Source organism: Massilia sp. KIM, from assembly GCF_002007115.1.
Classification (GTDB): Bacteria; Pseudomonadota; Gammaproteobacteria; order Burkholderiales; family Burkholderiaceae_D; genus Telluria.
Genome location: NZ_MVAD01000001.1, coordinates 149,057 through 163,089 on the forward strand (window position 1 = coordinate 149,057; position 14,033 = coordinate 163,089).

A 14,033-nucleotide genomic window follows, 5' to 3' on the forward strand; every position below is an offset into this window, starting at 1 on the left:
TTTATGGAGCATTCCCTCATCTTTCGATTCGGCGCATCATGGGCTCTCTGTCACCCCACATGGAGCCAACAACATGAGCACCCTGACGCTTCCCGCGCCAATCGCCGACTACTTCGCGGCCGAACACGATCCTGAAGCCCTGGCAAACTGCTTCGTGCCGGACGCCGTCCTGAAGGACGACGGCCACACCTACATCGGCGTCGACGCCATCAAGGCCTTCATGGCCGCGGCCTCGGCCAAGTACAACGCGACGACCGTGCCCTTCGCCCTGAACGAGGACGGTGGTATTCAGGTCGTCCGCGCTGCGGTGAGCGGCAACTTCCCGGGGAGCCCGGTCAACCTGTCCTACCGCTTTGGCCTCGAGCGTGGCCTGATCGGATCGCTGGAGATTTCGGTATGAGCTTCGACCTTCAACTGAACGGAAAGCGCGCCCTGGTCACCGGTGGTACCAAGGGCCTGGGCGCCGCCCTCGTCAAGAGCCTGCTGGAGGCGGGAGTGGAAGTGATGACGTCGGCGCGCTCCGCGCCGCAGGAGCCGCTGCCGGGCGTCACCTACGTGACGGCCGACCTGGCGACGCCGGAGGGCGTGGCCGAACTGGCCCGCGCGGTCGAGCAGCGGTGGGGCGGCCTCGACATCCTGGTCAATTCCGTCGGCGGCTCCACCGCGCCGGTGGGCGGGTTCGCGGCGCTCACCGACGCGGTATGGTTCGATGAACTGAACCTCAATTTCATGGCCGCCGTGCGCCTGGATCGCGCACTGCTGCCGGGCATGCTGGCAAAGGGCGCGGGCGTCATCCTGCACGTGAGCTCCATCCAGCGCGTGCTTCCGCTTCCGGAATCGACCACCGCGTATGCGGCGGCGAAGGGCGCTTTGTCGACCTACAGCAAGTCGCTGTCGAAGGAAGTGACGCCGAAGGGCGTGCGCGTCCTGAGCGTCGCGCCGGGCTGGATCGAAACCGAAGCCTCGGTGGATTTCGCCGAGCGCATGGGACGCGAAAACGGCACGGACTACGAGGGCGGAAAGAAGCTCATCATGGACTGGCTCGGCGGCATCCCGGTGGGGCGTCCCGCCAAGCCGCGAGAGGTCGCGGACCTGATCACCTTCCTCGTGTCGCCGCGCGCCGCATCGGTGGCGGGCTCCGAGCACGTGATCGACGGCGGCACCGTGCCGACCGTTTAAGCGGCGGCTCGTCCGGCTGCGCGGCTGCCCCGATTTGCAACGCATCGGGGCAGCCGGGGCTGGCGCGAACACTGCATCGACAAGGACAGCCCGAAAGACGACCACCATGACGCAACTGACCGACCTGCTCGGCATCCGCCATCCCATCATCCAGGCGCCCATGGCGGGCGTGTCCACGCCCAAGCTGGCCGCCGCCGTGTCCGAGGCCGGCGCGCTCGGTTCGATCGCCCTGGGCGCCGGCAAGGCCGCGCAGGCGCGCGCCGCGATCCAGGAAGTGCGCAAGCTGACCGGCAAGCCCTTCAACGTCAACCTGTTCGCCCACCGTCCAGCCCGGGCCGACCCCGCGCGCGAAGCGCGCTGGCTGGAGCACCTGCGGCCTCACTTCGAGGGGCTCGGCGCCGCCCCGCCGGCCGCGCTGCGCGAAGTCTTCACCAGCTTCCTGGCCGACCCCGAGATGCTCGCGTTGCTGGTCGCCGAAGCGCCGCCGGTGGTGAGCCTGCATTTCGGCCTGCCCGAGCCGTCCTGGATCGCGGCCCTGCACGCGGCGGGCTGCGTGCTGATGGCCACCGCCACCTCGCTGCCCGAGGCGCTGGCGATCGAGGCCGCCGGCATCGACGTGGTGGTGGCCCAGGGCTACGAGGCGGGCGGGCACCGCGGCATCTTCGACCCCGAGGTGGAGCCGGCGATCGGCACCCTGGCCCTGACGCGCCTGCTGGCATCGCGCCTGCGGACTCCGGTGGTGGCGGCCGGCGGCGTCATGGACGGCCAGGGCATCGCCGCCGTGCTGCGCCTGGGCGCGGCCGGCGCCCAGCTCGGCACTGCATTCATTTTGTGCCCGGAATCCTCGGCCACCGCCCACCACCGCCAGTTGCTGCGCCAGCCCGAGGGCTTGCGCACGGCGGTCACGGCGGAGATCTCCGGGCGGCCGGCGCGCGGGCTGGTGAACCGCGTTTTCGACGACATCGGCGCGCCCGGCCATCCTCCCGTCCCGGACTATCCGATTGCCTACGACGCCACCATGTCCCTGCATGCGTCAGCCGCCGCCCGGGGCGTGCAGGATTACTCGGTCAACCTGGCCGGCCAAGGCTTCGCGCTGGCGCGCGAGATGCCGGCCGCCAGCCTGGTCGACACCCTGGCTGCCGAAATGAGTGCTGACTGAGACCGTCCCGCCGGAGAGGCCCCGTGCTTGCTCACGGTCTCGACACGCGGCCGGAAGCTGTCGAGAGCACGTCTCCATCGGGCTCAACTCGAAGCATCCGCCAGGACCTCGACAGCGTGCATGGGGTCGGTGTATTCCCGTATCTCGGCGATCTTCCCGTCTCGCAGTCGAAAGAGCAGGTGGTACTCGTTCTCATACGATTTGCCGGTCTTCGTGAGTCCCAGCGAGCGGGCTTGCGCAGCCACGATATCACCGTCGGCGACCACGCTGTTCAATTCCATTTTCAGACCGCCATCGAAGAGAGCGAAAAGCCCGCCAAGCACGGACTCCATCTCTGCTTTGGTCTTCAGGCCGGCAAACGGAAAAAGATGCGGTTTGCCGTTCACCCACCAGGTCGCGTCATCACTCATCATGTCGAGCAGCTGCTTGACGCCGGACGTTTCGAAGTGACCGAGAAAGGCGTCGACCAGGAGTTTGTTCGCACGATGTGACGCATCCGTGTTCTTTGGCTCGCGGTCCGAGACATGCACCGACATGCCGGTTTGTCCGGGCAGGATATCGGCGCGCAGCGTCAGCGCGGGTATGTCGTATTCTCCCGCGTTCTGAGGTCGAAACGCGATGGGATCCGCGGTGAAGAGGGTGTCGAGGCGTCGTCCCAGTTCATCGTGGATGCGGGCGAGCCTGGCCCCATCCGTGCTGTCCGCGCGGTACACCACGAAGGGCGGCATGACATCGAAGCCCGGGTAGTACAGGATGCCGTGCTGGATCGGGTATAGCAGGTCATCGATGGGACCGTTGATCCCGCGCGGACCGTAATGTGATTCCCAGCCTCCGGCCGTCACCATCAGCATCGCGCGTTTTCCGGCCAGTTTTCCCTCACCAAAACGATCTCCCCAATGCGTATCGGAATGCTCGCCGACACCGTAGGCGAAACCGTAGGCATATACCCGTTCCACCCACCCTTTGAGAATGGCCGGCATGGAGTACCACCACAGCGGGAATTGCAGGATGACGGCGTCCGCCCATTGCAGCTTTTTCTGCTCGCTTGCGATGTCTTCAGCCTGGAAACCGTTCTCGAAGGCGTGTTTGGATTCGAGAGCGACATTGAACCGGGAAGTGGAGACGCGGCGGGTGGTATCGCGCGCATCGGCCTGGGCTTTCCACTGCATCGCATACAGGTCCGACACGGCGACGGCGTGTCCAGCCTGTTCGAGCCTGTCGACCGTGAAATCCTTCAGCGCGCCGTTCAGGGAAGTCGGCTCCGGATGTGCGTAGACGAGAAGTATGTTCATGACTGATCTTTCATAGGGAAGGCGATGAGGCAGGATAGGACCTGCTCTGTTATATTGGAAATGAATACTTAACATTCGCCCTATTAAGATGCTTAATCTGCGAAGACTGGACCTGAACCTGCTAGTGACGCTCGACGTGCTGCTGGACGAGCGGAGCGTGACGCGGGCAGCACGGCGCCTCAACTATTCACAGCCGTCCGTCAGCGTTCATCTCGCCAAGCTCAGGGATATATTTGGCGACCCACTGTTGCTCCCGGGGCCACACGGTATGCAGCCCACCGCAAGAGCGGAGGAATTGATGCAGCCCCTGCGCCAGGCGCTGGAGTCGCTGGATATGGCGGTGACGCCGGCGCGCCGGTTCGACCCTGCACAGTCCGACCGGACCTGGCGCGTCGCCGCTTCGGATTCCAGTGCATCGACGATACTCGTGCCAGCGATGCCGACCATCCGTGCGGCGGCGCCGGCAACCCGGCTTGCCGTGCTCGATATGGTCCCTTCGCTCCTCGCCAGGCAAGCGGAACAAGGCGAAGTCGACCTTGCCTTCCATACCGGTGAAGGCTCTCATCCCGGACTGCGCCGTCGCACGCTGTTCGCCGAGCGTTATGTATTGGCCGGCAGGGTGGGGCATCCGCATCTGCATCCGCAACTGAGTCTCGAGCAGTTCTGCGAACTGGAGCATGTCATGGTGTCGCCGGACCGGGGCGGATTTCATGGGGTAACCGATGACGCGCTTGCCAAAGTCGGATTGCGGCGCAAGGTGGCCCTGTCGGTTCCCCATTTCCTGTTGATGATGACCGTCCTGGCCCGCACCGACCTTGTCGCGATGGTGCCCTCGCGACTCATTCAAGATACCCAAACGCTGCAGATTATCGAGCCGCCCGTGGAGCTGCCCGGCTACGACATGCTGATGCTCTGGCATGAGCGTTCCCATCGGGATCCGGCCCATCAGTGGTTGCGGGAGACGATCGCCGCGTCGGTGTGAACCGGATGCCTTGGCTCCGGTTGCAAGGTCGCGCCTGAGCGATCACGACGGCGCGGTCCATGCCTGGTGTGCGCGCTCTTTACCAGCGCGCTGCCGACGGCATGCCAGCGGCCTTCGCTGACCGCCCTGGCTTGGCGCTGCCGAATTCCACTGTGGGGCTCGGGTCACTTCGCTCACTTGCGTCCAGACGCCACTAGTCACGTCGAACTGCGGGCCGATCCGCGCCACGTCCGGGTTGTGAGGCACAGGCCGCATCAGATACCGCGCTCGTTTTCGCAAGCGGGTCAACTGAGCTGTCAATGCTGGGAGAAGTGCCGGGCTAACAGCAAGCCGGTGACCAGCAGGGCGGCCCGTCCGATGCGTTCGCTCCATGGCAGGGCCGCGGGGTGCCCGTTCAGAACCGCCACGAAAAGCAAGCCGCCAGCCAGCCAGGCGCACCAGACGGTCACTACGGCGGCCGCCATCCCGGCCGCCAGGCTGCATGCCAGGAGTTGGACGCCGATCGTGCCGCCGATGAGAGGCGCCGCGGTGCGCAGCCTGGCCGGCGCCGGCGTATCGCCCAGGGCGCGTGTCGGCACCGCCCGGCACCAGGCAGCCAGCCCGCCCAGCGTGGCGAGGCAGGCAAACATCATGATGACCGTGTTCATGCCCGCCTCCGGCGGAGGCCGACACCGACCGCGAGCGCGCCGCAGAGCAGCGCCGCGAGCCACCACTGCGGCAGCTGGGCCTTGAGGGCCACCAGGGCCCACAGCAGCGATGCCGCGCCGAACAGCAGCGCGGCCGTGCGTGGCAGCCACGTGGCCAGCGTGGCGCCGGGCAGGAGCAGGAAGAATGCGATCACCATGCCGACCATCCCGGCCCCCCGTAGCGCGTCCTGTCCGAGGTGGGCCAGGCGGAAGGCCTCGACCAGCAGGGCGCCTGCGATCCCGAACGGCAGGCCGCGCATGACTTGCGACAGCCGGGAACCGGGACCAGCCTGGCGGCGCTCAAGCCCTGTCGACCGGGCCGCCTGCTGGTGCCGCTTGACGCGGTGCTCTCCGATTGCCGCTGCGGCGGCCACGCACAGCGTGCCGATGATGGCGAGCGATATCAGCATGCTGGTCGCGATCGGGGCACCGGTTGCCATCCCGGCGCACGCTGCGGCCAGCAGCAGGGCGCCGGTGGAGTGCAGCGCGATTTTCCAGAGCACGATACGGCGTCGCGACAGCGCCAGCAGCAGCGACGATGCCAGCCAGATGCCGACGGTCAGCCAGACGACCCATGCCGGCCGCAACGCCGGCGACGTCAGCCGCTCCGGCGGGAACAACTGCACCAGGGTGACAATGACCAGGGTGGCCGGAACGGTCGCATGCAGGCCAAGGAAGAAGCGCTCGATCATGCTGCCCGTCCTGCGTGCGAAGATGCGGTGGCTGGGCGGCGCCGCTGCTCGCGGCCGTCAAGCCAGATCAGCGTTCCGGAAAGCGACAGGAAGGCAGGTGTCAGGCCGAGCAGGAAGTACAGCCATTTGAGCACCAGGCCACCGAAGTCGCCGAAATGCAGTGGCTCCATCAGTCCGTTGAACTGACTCCAGAAGCCCTTGTGGCGCGGATCGTGCAGCGACTTGATCGCACCGGACGCGCCGTTGAACTCTACCCGTGCCGTGCTGGCCAGATGATCTTCCAGCCGGCCCGCGAAGGCGACATGCGCATCGGCCATGCCCCAGTTACGAAGCGACACGAACCTGGCCTTGAAGCCCGGTACTACCTGTGCCGCCTTTGCGTGCATGGCGTCGAGCGACTGCATGACCGCGGGCGCCGGCTCGGGTCGTTTTGCAGGCTGGACCTTGTTCGATTGGGTGGCGTAGTCGAAGCCGCGCTCGAACACCGGCGCCAGGCCGAGCCAGGCACCAGTGAAGGCGATCATGATATGGAATGCCAGTCCCCACACGCCGGCGGCCTTGTGCAGGTCGGACATCACCACGCGCAGGCTGCGGCCCCAGCGTTGCGTGAACAGTTCGGCGATGATCTTACGGTGGATCACGACGCCGGTGCCGATAAGCACCAGCATCGTCACGCCGAGGAAGCCCACGATCCAGCGCGGACCCACGAACAGGAATACGTGCAGCATGCGCAGGAACTGGCCGAGCTGGCTGTCGACCGGTCCCATCACCTCACCATTGTCGGAGCGCAGCGCCAGCTTGGTGCGCTGGTTCGCGGGCTGGTCGTGTTCGCGGATCAACACGAAGACATTCGGATTGACGTCATCCGGGAACCAAACCGATTCCAGCGTGCTGGTGGGATAAGCTTCGTGCACCTTGCGTACGATGTCGTCCAGCGGCGCCATCCTGGCGGTGCGTGTACCCTCGGCGAGCACCGGATTGGCCCACAGGTCGATCTCATGCTTGAACACCACCACCGCACCTGAAAAGCACACGATGAACATCAAGAGCCCCGTGACGATTCCGGCCCACGAATGAATCGTGAACAGCATGTTCAAGGTGCGCTGCCGGGTCATCGTGCGCCTGCTCAGAAGAAGAAGGTGGCGTTGACCGCGTAGTTACGCGGCATGGACGGCGACACCACATTGGCATTGATTGCGCCGTCATAGTACTGGCGGTCGAACAGGTTCTTCACGCCGGCGGTAACGCGGAATGATTTGCCGGCGTAGGTCAGCGAGGCATCGGCAACCGTGTACGATGGGAGCGTGAAGGGCAGTGCGCCTTTCTGCTCGCTGACATAGCGCGCGCCCAGGCCCACGCTGACGCGCTGGAAGACGGGTACGCGATAGGATGCCCATAGCGCCACGGTATGGCGCGGCGTGAGATTGAGCGGCTTGCCGAGGATTTCCGGGTTGCTGTCTCGCGTGACCTCGGTGTCGGTAAAGGCGTAGCTGGAGGTGAGCTTCCAGCCGTTGCGCAGGTCGGCGCCGGCCTCGAATTCGACGCCGCGCGCGCGTTGCTCCCCGGCCTGGATGCTGAAACCGGGGTGGGACGGATCAGCCGTGGTGACGTTCTGGCGGCGCAGGTCGAACAAGGCCAGCGAGCCGGTCACCCTGCCGCCGAAGCCTTCGTATTTCAAGCCGGTTTCCCACTGCTGGCCAGTCTCCGGCTCGAACTGTTCGCCGGCGAAGGTCACGCCCCCCACCGGAAGGAAGGACTCGCCGCGGCTGGCGTAGACCGACCAGTTCGGCGTGATCGCATACACCAGGCCGCCGGAGAAGGTAGTGGCATCGTCCTTCTCGATCGTGCGCTGACCGGTGCGGCGGTTGTCGGTGTCGTTCTTCGAGCGGTCATGACGCGCTCCGATCAGCGCCGTCCAGCCATTGCCGAACTTGATCTGGTCCTGTGCATACAATCCGGTGACCGTCAGCTTGGACGGCGCGTCACTGGTCAGGTTGGCCGGGCATGCCGCGGCCGCTCCGTACACAGGCTGGTACAGGTCGAGTGGCGCCAGGCTGCAGGACCGTGCCCCCAGGTGGCTGGTGCCGGAACGCGCATCGAGTCCGGCCACCAGTTGGTGTCGCACGCCGAGCGCGGAAAAGCGCGACAACAGCGAGGTATCGGTCGCCAGCAGGTCGTAGTCCATGTACTGGCGCGTAGCGGTACGGTTCTGCAGGCGCCGGTTCGCTTGCAGCACGCCGTTGGCGACGAAATTACCCACGCCTTTTTCGGTTTCGTGGCGCACGTTCTGGCGCAGGATCAGATCGGGCGTGAACTGGTGCTCCAGCGTATAACCGACCGTGATCTGTTCGATGTCGTAGGCGCCGAAGCCCGGCTCGCCAGTGAAGCGTGTCAGCGAAACCGGACCGTTCGGATTCGGCAGCAAGGTGCCGTACGGCGTCACGCCTTGCTGGCGCAGCCACTCGCTCTGGCTGTACGTTGCGAACAGGACGAGGTCGGTCTTGGCGCCGAGGTCGAACGAGACCGATGGCGCCGCCCAGCGGTCCTTGCGATAGACAAAATCGGTGGGGTCCTTCACCTCCGACACCTGCGCATTGACCCGGACGGCCGACTTGCCGTCTCCCGACATCGGACGGTTGAAATCGCCCGACAGGGTGCGCAGGCCGAAGCTGCCGACTTCAATCGACGCCTCGTTGAAGGTCTGGGTCTTGGGACGCTTGCTGATCGCGTTGACGATCCCGCCCGGCTGTACCTGGCCATACAGGATCGAGGCGGTGCCCTTCAAGACTTCGAAGCGCTCGTAGCCATAAGGCGTCATGCGCGTCCACATGCCCGGGCTTTGCACCAGGCCGTCGATCAGCAGCGATTCGGTTGAACGGAATCCACGGATATTGATGTCGTCCACGCCGCGCCGGCCGAAGTTGACCGGGCTGACGCCGGCCACGGTTTGCAGGGCCTGCTGCAGGTTGGTGATCTGGCGGGATTCCATCAGTTCGCGGGTCACGACGCTGATGGACTGTGGCGTTTCGAGCAGGCGCATTGGAGCCTTGCCGGCGGTCTGCGCCTGGGTCGGCGCGAAACCGGTGTCTTTTTCCACAGTGGCGTTGACCCGCACCACCTGCACCTCGGTTGCGACGCCGTCCGCGTTGGCGCTGCTTGCGTCGTCAGCGGCAGGGTGGGCGAATGCCAGCTGGGAGATGCACAGAGCAAGTGGCGTGAGCGAGAACCTCATGACGGCATGACTGCCGAGATCATTTTTTTTCTGAGCGGAGCGGGACGACATGGTGCGATTCGGTATCGAGGTGAGGGCGGCGCCCGTGGGGCATATGAACTGGACCTGGATTGTACATGATAATGAGAATGATTTGCATTCATGTTTTTTCCTCGAACCAAGAAATGAGAATTGCGTATCAGCGCGGACCCTTGAACCCGATGGACGCTATCGCAGGGCGCGTTCTGGACCTGCCGCTGTTGCAGGGAGCAGTGCTGGCATCGCTGCCGCCATCCATGCCTTCCCGCGCGTCAGAGCGCGAAGACCAGGTCGCTGATCTTCTCGTACAGCGGATTGGCCGACGGCCCGCCGTTCGGCCAGTTCAGGATGTCGAAGTGATCGTAGCCGCGCCAGGTGCCGAGGTAGTTCCAGCAGCCCGGCACCGACCTGCCGTCGAAGTCGCGCGCCGGGTGCCCGTTGGGCGCGCGCATGCTCACCGTGTTGACCACGCCGTCGCTGGCGAACCAGTCGCTGTCGATGCGCTGGCGTCCCGGCGCGTCCTGGGTATAGCTGCCCATCCCGCGCTGCAGGGGCGAGGGTACGATCCACTCACCGGCGAACAGCTTGAAGTAAGGGATCATGTCGGCGCGCGCGTACTGGAAGGCGGTGGTCTGGACCGGCGCGATCACGCGGTCGGTGCCGTTGCAGCACCAGCTCCCGGCCTCGGTCGCCAGCGTCCCCACCGAGTAGTACACCACGTGCGGCGAGGTGCGCGCCCAGCGGTTGAATTCGCGCGCCCCGTCCGGCGCCAGCTCCCATTGCGCGGCGCGGTTGCTGAGCAGTTCGCGCAGCGGGGTGCGCAGGGTAGGAATGATGTCGAACACCGCGTCGCTCAGGGTGGTGCCGTTGTGCGGGGCCGAGATCGTGGTCGCGCTGCGCACCCAGCCGACCTTGCCGCCCCTGAACAGCTCGCCGCCGCCTTCGTCCTCGGGCGAGCCGTGCTCCAGCAGTTCGATCAGGGCGCGGATGGTGGTGCCTCCCTGGCTGTGGCCGATCAAGTGGATAGGGTGGGCGGCGTCCCAGGCGGGGTAGAGGGCGAGCGGATAGCCCTGGGGATTGTCGGCCGGATCGGCCGCCCAGCACTTGCCGGGCGGTTTCTGAACCTGGCCGGGCGTGCCGTGGCGCCGCACGTGGGCAGCGCCGTAGTCGACGCAGCCGCCCTTGATCTGGGCGTAGAGGTCGGCGGCGCGGTCCCAGTTGGAGCTGATCGGCCCCACGGCCGCCGCGAACACGTTGCGCGGGCCGCGGTAGACCTGCATGTGGCGGGCGATGTCGCCGTAGCCGCCCCAGTAGTTGAAACCGCTGTGCTGGAATTCGTCCGGGCCGAAGCCGAGGAAGCCATGCACCATGATGACGGGATAATTGTTGGCGCCCAGCGCCGGCGCGCAGCCGGCCGCCGCCAGCAGCAGGGCCAGCGCCCAGGATTGAAAAAACCGCAACATCCTGCTTCTCCGATGAACGTGTCAGGCACATTGTCGGAGGAGGCGGGCTGAAGCGGTTTGCGCTGCGTCTGACCACGACGCGCTTGCCCGGCCCGGCGCACGGAAAGCGTGCGCGACGGGCTTGACAGCCTGGCTTGCCGGCAAAAGGCGGCCGGCCGGCGCCGGCGCGCGGCGATCAGCGCGTGCCGCCGACCGAGGTGGTGGGAGCGGAGGTGGCCGGAGCGGCCGGACGCGGACTGAGCGCGGCGGTGGCGGCGGCTTTCTCGGCGGCGTCGATGCGCTCGCCGTTCCAGACCACGTAGTCGTCCATCGAATACAGGCGGCAGGGCTGGGTGCTCTTGGCGCTGCAGGTGGCCAGGGCGCGCGCGCCCGGGTCTTCGCCTTCCTCGGCCCAGGTCCAGGCGCCGCTCGGCGACACCGCGAAGGCGCGCGGGGTCATCTTGGTGAGATAGTCGGCGTAGGCGCGCTTGCCGTGTTCCGACAGGAAGGGCACGGCCTCGACGTCGTCCACGCGCGCATAGTCGGTCTTGGCCGGGCTCGGCGGCGGCGCCACTTCGCGCACCACCTGGGTCGGCATCCCGACTTCCTTCAGGAAGCGCATGGTGTCGTCCAGCCAGACCTTTTCGCCGTCGCGGCTGGCCAGCATGCCGTGGGCGTCGCGCTTGAAGGGCGCGAACTCGACCAGCCGGCCGCGCCCGCCGGCGCCTTCGAAGGCGCTGAACATGCGCTGCGCCAGTTCCGGGCCGAACAGCGAATCGTTCTGGCCGTAGAGCCAGAGCGTGGGCACGGTGTTCTTGCGGCCGTATTCGGCGAAGGCCGACACCAGTTGCGAACGCCAGGCGCAGCGGTCGCTGTCGTCGCGCAGGCCGCCGGCGACGTTGATCAGGCCGCGCACGCCGGGCAGGCGCTCGGCGCCCAGGGCCACGGTCGCCAGGCCGCCATAGGACTGGCCGGCGACCACCACGTGGTCTTTGTCGACCCAGGGCTGCTGGCGCGCGTACTCGAGCGTGGCGCGGATGTCGCCGGCCTGGCTGTAGCCGTTGGCGGTCATGTCGCAGCCGTGGTCGGCGTAGCGGCCGGTGGAATTCGAGAAGCCCTGGCGCATCGGCACCATCACCGCGTAGCCGCGCTTCACGAAGGCGCTGGCCATGTGGTAGAAGCGGTCGCGTGGCTGCAGGCTGGGGCGGCCCGGGTCCTTGCCGTGGTTGATGATGATGAGCGGGAAGGGGCCGGCGCCGTCGGGGCGGAACACCGTGGTTTCGAGCCTGGCCTGGCCTTCCGTGCCGGCAGGGACCTGGACGATGCGTTCGTTCATGCGGTAATCGAGCGGCGGCTCCTGCGCCATGGCGGCGGCGGGAAACAAGACCGATACGGCGAGGACGGCGGAAGCGAGAGTACGGACGGAAAAACGGACGTTCAACATGGCTGCTCGGGTCACTGCGGTGGGGCTACTTCACGGAATAATTTCCGCACGGAATAAATTGATTCTAGGCAGGCCCTAGACGCAGAGCAATACTCAATCTAGCAATTCCGGGTGCTAAATTTTTGCGTGTGGCAAAACTGTCTATCCCATCAGATACCTCCAGGCAAACACCGTCGTTTTCCACCAACGGGTATCATGTGGAAGTGACAACGTGTCAGGAAAAACAAGGGATGAGCAAGTACGCGCCGCGCCAGTGGACACCCGAGGAAAAGCCGATGTTTCCGGGCTCTCCGTCCACCCCGGCTCATCCGACGCCGCTGCGCCTTGCCTATCTGTTCGTCGGCATCCTGGTCACCGTCACGGGCGGCCTGGGCAACGCGCTGGTGGTGGTCAACCTGGTCAACCTGCAGGGCGTGCTGGGCGCCTACGCCACCGAGACCAACTGGCTGCCGGTGGCCTACGTCATGACCAACGCTTCGATGAACCTGCTGCTGGTGAAATTCCGCCAGCAGTTCGGGCTGCGCCTGTTCACAGAGTTCTTCCTGGTGCTGTACGCGCTGGTGACCTTCGCCCACCTGTTCGTGAACGACCTCGGCTCGGCGATCGCGGTGCGCGCCGCCCACGGGATGCTGGGGGCGGCCATGACGCCGCTCGGCCTGTTCTACACGCTGCAAGCCTTCAAGAAGGAATGGCGCCTGAAGGGCGTGGCGATTTCGCTCGGCGCGGCCCAGCTGGCGCTGCCGCTGGCTTACATCTTTTCCAACGACCTGCTGCAGATCGCCGAGTGGCGCGGGCTCTACATCTTCGAACTGGGCCTGGCGCTGGTCTCGCTGGGCGCGGTGCTCTTGCTCAAGCTTCCGCCGGGCGACCGCTTCAAGGCCTTCCGGCCGCTGGACTTCCTCACCTTCGCGCTGTTCGCGCCGGGCGTGGCCCTGCTGTGCGTGGTGCTGACCTTCGGGCGCGTGCTGTGGTGGTTCGAGCAGCCCTGGATCGGGGTGGCGCTGGCCTGTTCCATCGCGCTGCTGGCGGCCGCCATCTGCGTCGAGCACAACCGCGTCAACCCCCTGCTCAACGTGCGCTGGCTGACCAATGCCAACATCCTGCGGCTCTTGATGGCCCTGGTCCTGGTGCGCATCGTGCTGTCGGAGCAGAGCGTGGGCGCGGTCGGCTTCCTGCGCGCGGTGGGGCTGGACAACGACCAGCTCCAGACCCTGTATGCGATCGTGCTGGCGGCCACCGTCGCCGGCATCGTGGTGTCGGGGCTGACCGTCTCGATCCAGCACCTGATGGCGCCGCAGGTGATCGCGCTCCTGCTGATGGCACTCGGCGCCTGGCTCGACGCCCACGCCACCAGCCAGACCCGCCCGCAGCAGATGTACCTGAGCCAGAGCCTGATGGCCTTCGGCGGCACCCTGTTCATCGGACCGGCCGTGATCTCCCTGATCGGCACCGTGATCGCCAATCCGGGCAACCTGATCAGCTTCTCGGTGCTGCTCGGCCTGAGCCAGAACCTGGGCGGCCTGCTCGGCTCGGCCATGGTCGGCACCTTCCAGGTGCTGCGCGAGAAGTTCCACTCCTCGGTCATCGTCGAGCACCTGAGCGTGCTCGACCCGCTGGTGGCCAGCCGCATCCAGCAGGGCGCGGCCGCCAGCGCGCGCCTGCTGGCCGACCCCGAGGCGCGCACGCGCCAGGGGCTGGCCGCGCTCCAGGCCAGTGCCACGCGCGAAGCCAACATCCTGGCCTACAACGACGTCTTCTTCGTGATCGCCATCCTGGCCGCAGCGAGCGCCGCATGGATCTTCCTGCACGCCCTGTGGCTGCGTTACCAGACCCCACCCGCGCCCGCGCCGGCCCAGCCGCCCCAGCCGCCCGTCGGGCCGCCACCACCCGAACCCGTGACCGACTGA

General features: G+C 66.4%; 12 protein-coding genes and 1 pseudogene. 5 read left to right on the forward strand and 8 right to left on the reverse strand.

Features of this window, described 5'->3' with window-relative positions; all coding sequences use genetic code 11:
• The first annotated feature begins 73 nt into the window (after positions 1 to 73).
• From B0920_RS00710 to B0920_RS00720, 3 genes are all read left to right on the forward strand, one after another.
• On the forward strand, positions 74 to 400 hold the full coding sequence (locus B0920_RS00710) for a nuclear transport factor 2 family protein (RefSeq protein WP_078030683.1): 327 nt from the start codon (positions 74 to 76) through the stop codon (positions 398 to 400).
• The gene (locus B0920_RS00715) at positions 397 to 1,179 is read left to right on the forward strand and encodes an SDR family oxidoreductase (RefSeq protein WP_078030684.1); all 783 of its coding nucleotides are present in this window, start codon (positions 397 to 399) and stop codon (positions 1,177 to 1,179) included. Before B0920_RS00710 ends, B0920_RS00715 begins: the two co-directional genes overlap by 4 nt.
• 106 nt (positions 1,180 to 1,285) lie before the next feature.
• Positions 1,286 to 2,338, forward strand: a complete 1,053-nt coding sequence (locus tag B0920_RS00720) for a nitronate monooxygenase family protein (protein ID WP_078030685.1) — start codon at positions 1,286 to 1,288, stop codon at positions 2,336 to 2,338.
• Between the two features lie 83 nt (positions 2,339 to 2,421).
• Here the strand turns inward: B0920_RS00720 and B0920_RS26175 are convergent, their stop codons facing one another.
• Entirely contained in the window at positions 2,422 to 2,874 is a 453-nt protein-coding gene (locus B0920_RS26175) for a nuclear transport factor 2 family protein (RefSeq protein ID WP_267873367.1), read from the reverse strand.
• A pseudogene (locus B0920_RS26180) lies at positions 2,857 to 3,630 on the reverse strand (NAD(P)H-dependent oxidoreductase); the annotation flags it as partial. The pseudogene B0920_RS26180 and the gene B0920_RS26175, both read right to left, overlap by 18 nt.
• Positions 3,631 to 3,718: 88 nt before the next feature.
• Here B0920_RS26180 and B0920_RS00730 point away from each other — a divergent pair.
• On the forward strand, positions 3,719 to 4,612 hold the full coding sequence (locus tag B0920_RS00730; protein WP_078030687.1) for a LysR family transcriptional regulator: 894 nt from the start codon (positions 3,719 to 3,721) through the stop codon (positions 4,610 to 4,612).
• 296 nt (positions 4,613 to 4,908) lie between these two features.
• Here the strand turns inward: B0920_RS00730 and B0920_RS00735 are convergent, their stop codons facing one another.
• The 6 genes from B0920_RS00735 to B0920_RS00760 form a co-directional block, all read right to left on the reverse strand.
• Positions 4,909 to 5,259 carry a hypothetical protein gene (locus B0920_RS00735; protein ID WP_078030688.1) on the reverse strand — a complete coding sequence of 117 codons (351 nt, stop codon included), beginning with the start codon at positions 5,257 to 5,259 and terminating at the stop codon, positions 4,909 to 4,911.
• Positions 5,256 to 5,990 (reverse strand): hypothetical protein, encoded by a 735-nt coding sequence (locus B0920_RS00740; RefSeq protein WP_078030689.1) that lies wholly within the window; start codon positions 5,988 to 5,990, stop codon positions 5,256 to 5,258. Before B0920_RS00740 ends, B0920_RS00735 begins: the two co-directional genes overlap by 4 nt.
• Positions 5,987 to 7,105: a PepSY domain-containing protein gene (locus B0920_RS00745; protein WP_078030690.1), complete on the reverse strand. Its 1,119-nt coding sequence runs from the start codon at positions 7,103 to 7,105 to the stop codon at positions 5,987 to 5,989. Before B0920_RS00745 ends, B0920_RS00740 begins: the two co-directional genes overlap by 4 nt.
• 11 nt (positions 7,106 to 7,116) lie before the next feature.
• On the reverse strand, positions 7,117 to 9,273 hold the full coding sequence (locus B0920_RS00750; protein WP_229455087.1) for a TonB-dependent siderophore receptor: 2,157 nt from the start codon (positions 9,271 to 9,273) through the stop codon (positions 7,117 to 7,119).
• Between the two features lie 239 nt (positions 9,274 to 9,512).
• A complete protein-coding gene (locus B0920_RS00755) occupies positions 9,513 to 10,703 on the reverse strand; it encodes a triacylglycerol lipase (RefSeq protein WP_078030692.1) in 1,191 nt (396 codons plus the stop codon).
• 175 nt (positions 10,704 to 10,878) lie between these two features.
• Positions 10,879 to 12,126, reverse strand: a complete 1,248-nt coding sequence (locus tag B0920_RS00760; RefSeq protein WP_229455090.1) for a dienelactone hydrolase family protein — start codon at positions 12,124 to 12,126, stop codon at positions 10,879 to 10,881.
• Positions 12,127 to 12,356: 230 nt separating this feature from the next.
• On the opposite strand from B0920_RS00760, the gene B0920_RS00765 reads away from it, so the two are divergent.
• Positions 12,357 to 14,033, forward strand: a complete 1,677-nt coding sequence (locus tag B0920_RS00765; RefSeq protein ID WP_078030694.1) for an MFS transporter — start codon at positions 12,357 to 12,359, stop codon at positions 14,031 to 14,033.

Excerpts from the sequence above, each read along its gene's own strand:
- B0920_RS00710 (WP_078030683.1), top strand. The coding sequence starts at position 74 with ATGAGCACCCTGACGCTTCCCGCGCCAATCGCCGACTACTTCGCGGCC.
- B0920_RS00715 (WP_078030684.1), top strand. The coding sequence starts at position 397 with ATGAGCTTCGACCTTCAACTGAACGGAAAGCGCGCCCTGGTCACCGGT.
- B0920_RS00720 (WP_078030685.1), top strand. The coding sequence starts at position 1,286 with ATGACGCAACTGACCGACCTGCTCGGCATCCGCCATCCCATCATCCAG.
- B0920_RS26175 (WP_267873367.1), bottom strand. The coding sequence starts at position 2,874 with ATGTCGGTGCATGTCTCGGACCGCGAGCCAAAGAACACGGATGCGTCA.
- B0920_RS00730 (WP_078030687.1), top strand. The coding sequence starts at position 3,719 with ATGCTTAATCTGCGAAGACTGGACCTGAACCTGCTAGTGACGCTCGAC.
- B0920_RS00735 (WP_078030688.1), bottom strand. The coding sequence starts at position 5,259 with ATGAACACGGTCATCATGATGTTTGCCTGCCTCGCCACGCTGGGCGGG.
- B0920_RS00740 (WP_078030689.1), bottom strand. The coding sequence starts at position 5,990 with ATGATCGAGCGCTTCTTCCTTGGCCTGCATGCGACCGTTCCGGCCACC.
- B0920_RS00745 (WP_078030690.1), bottom strand. The coding sequence starts at position 7,105 with ATGACCCGGCAGCGCACCTTGAACATGCTGTTCACGATTCATTCGTGG.
- B0920_RS00750 (WP_229455087.1), bottom strand. The coding sequence starts at position 9,273 with ATGTCGTCCCGCTCCGCTCAGAAAAAAAATGATCTCGGCAGTCATGCC.
- B0920_RS00755 (WP_078030692.1), bottom strand. The coding sequence starts at position 10,703 with ATGTTGCGGTTTTTTCAATCCTGGGCGCTGGCCCTGCTGCTGGCGGCG.
- B0920_RS00760 (WP_229455090.1), bottom strand. The coding sequence starts at position 12,126 with ATGTTGAACGTCCGTTTTTCCGTCCGTACTCTCGCTTCCGCCGTCCTC.
- B0920_RS00765 (WP_078030694.1), top strand. The coding sequence starts at position 12,357 with ATGAGCAAGTACGCGCCGCGCCAGTGGACACCCGAGGAAAAGCCGATG.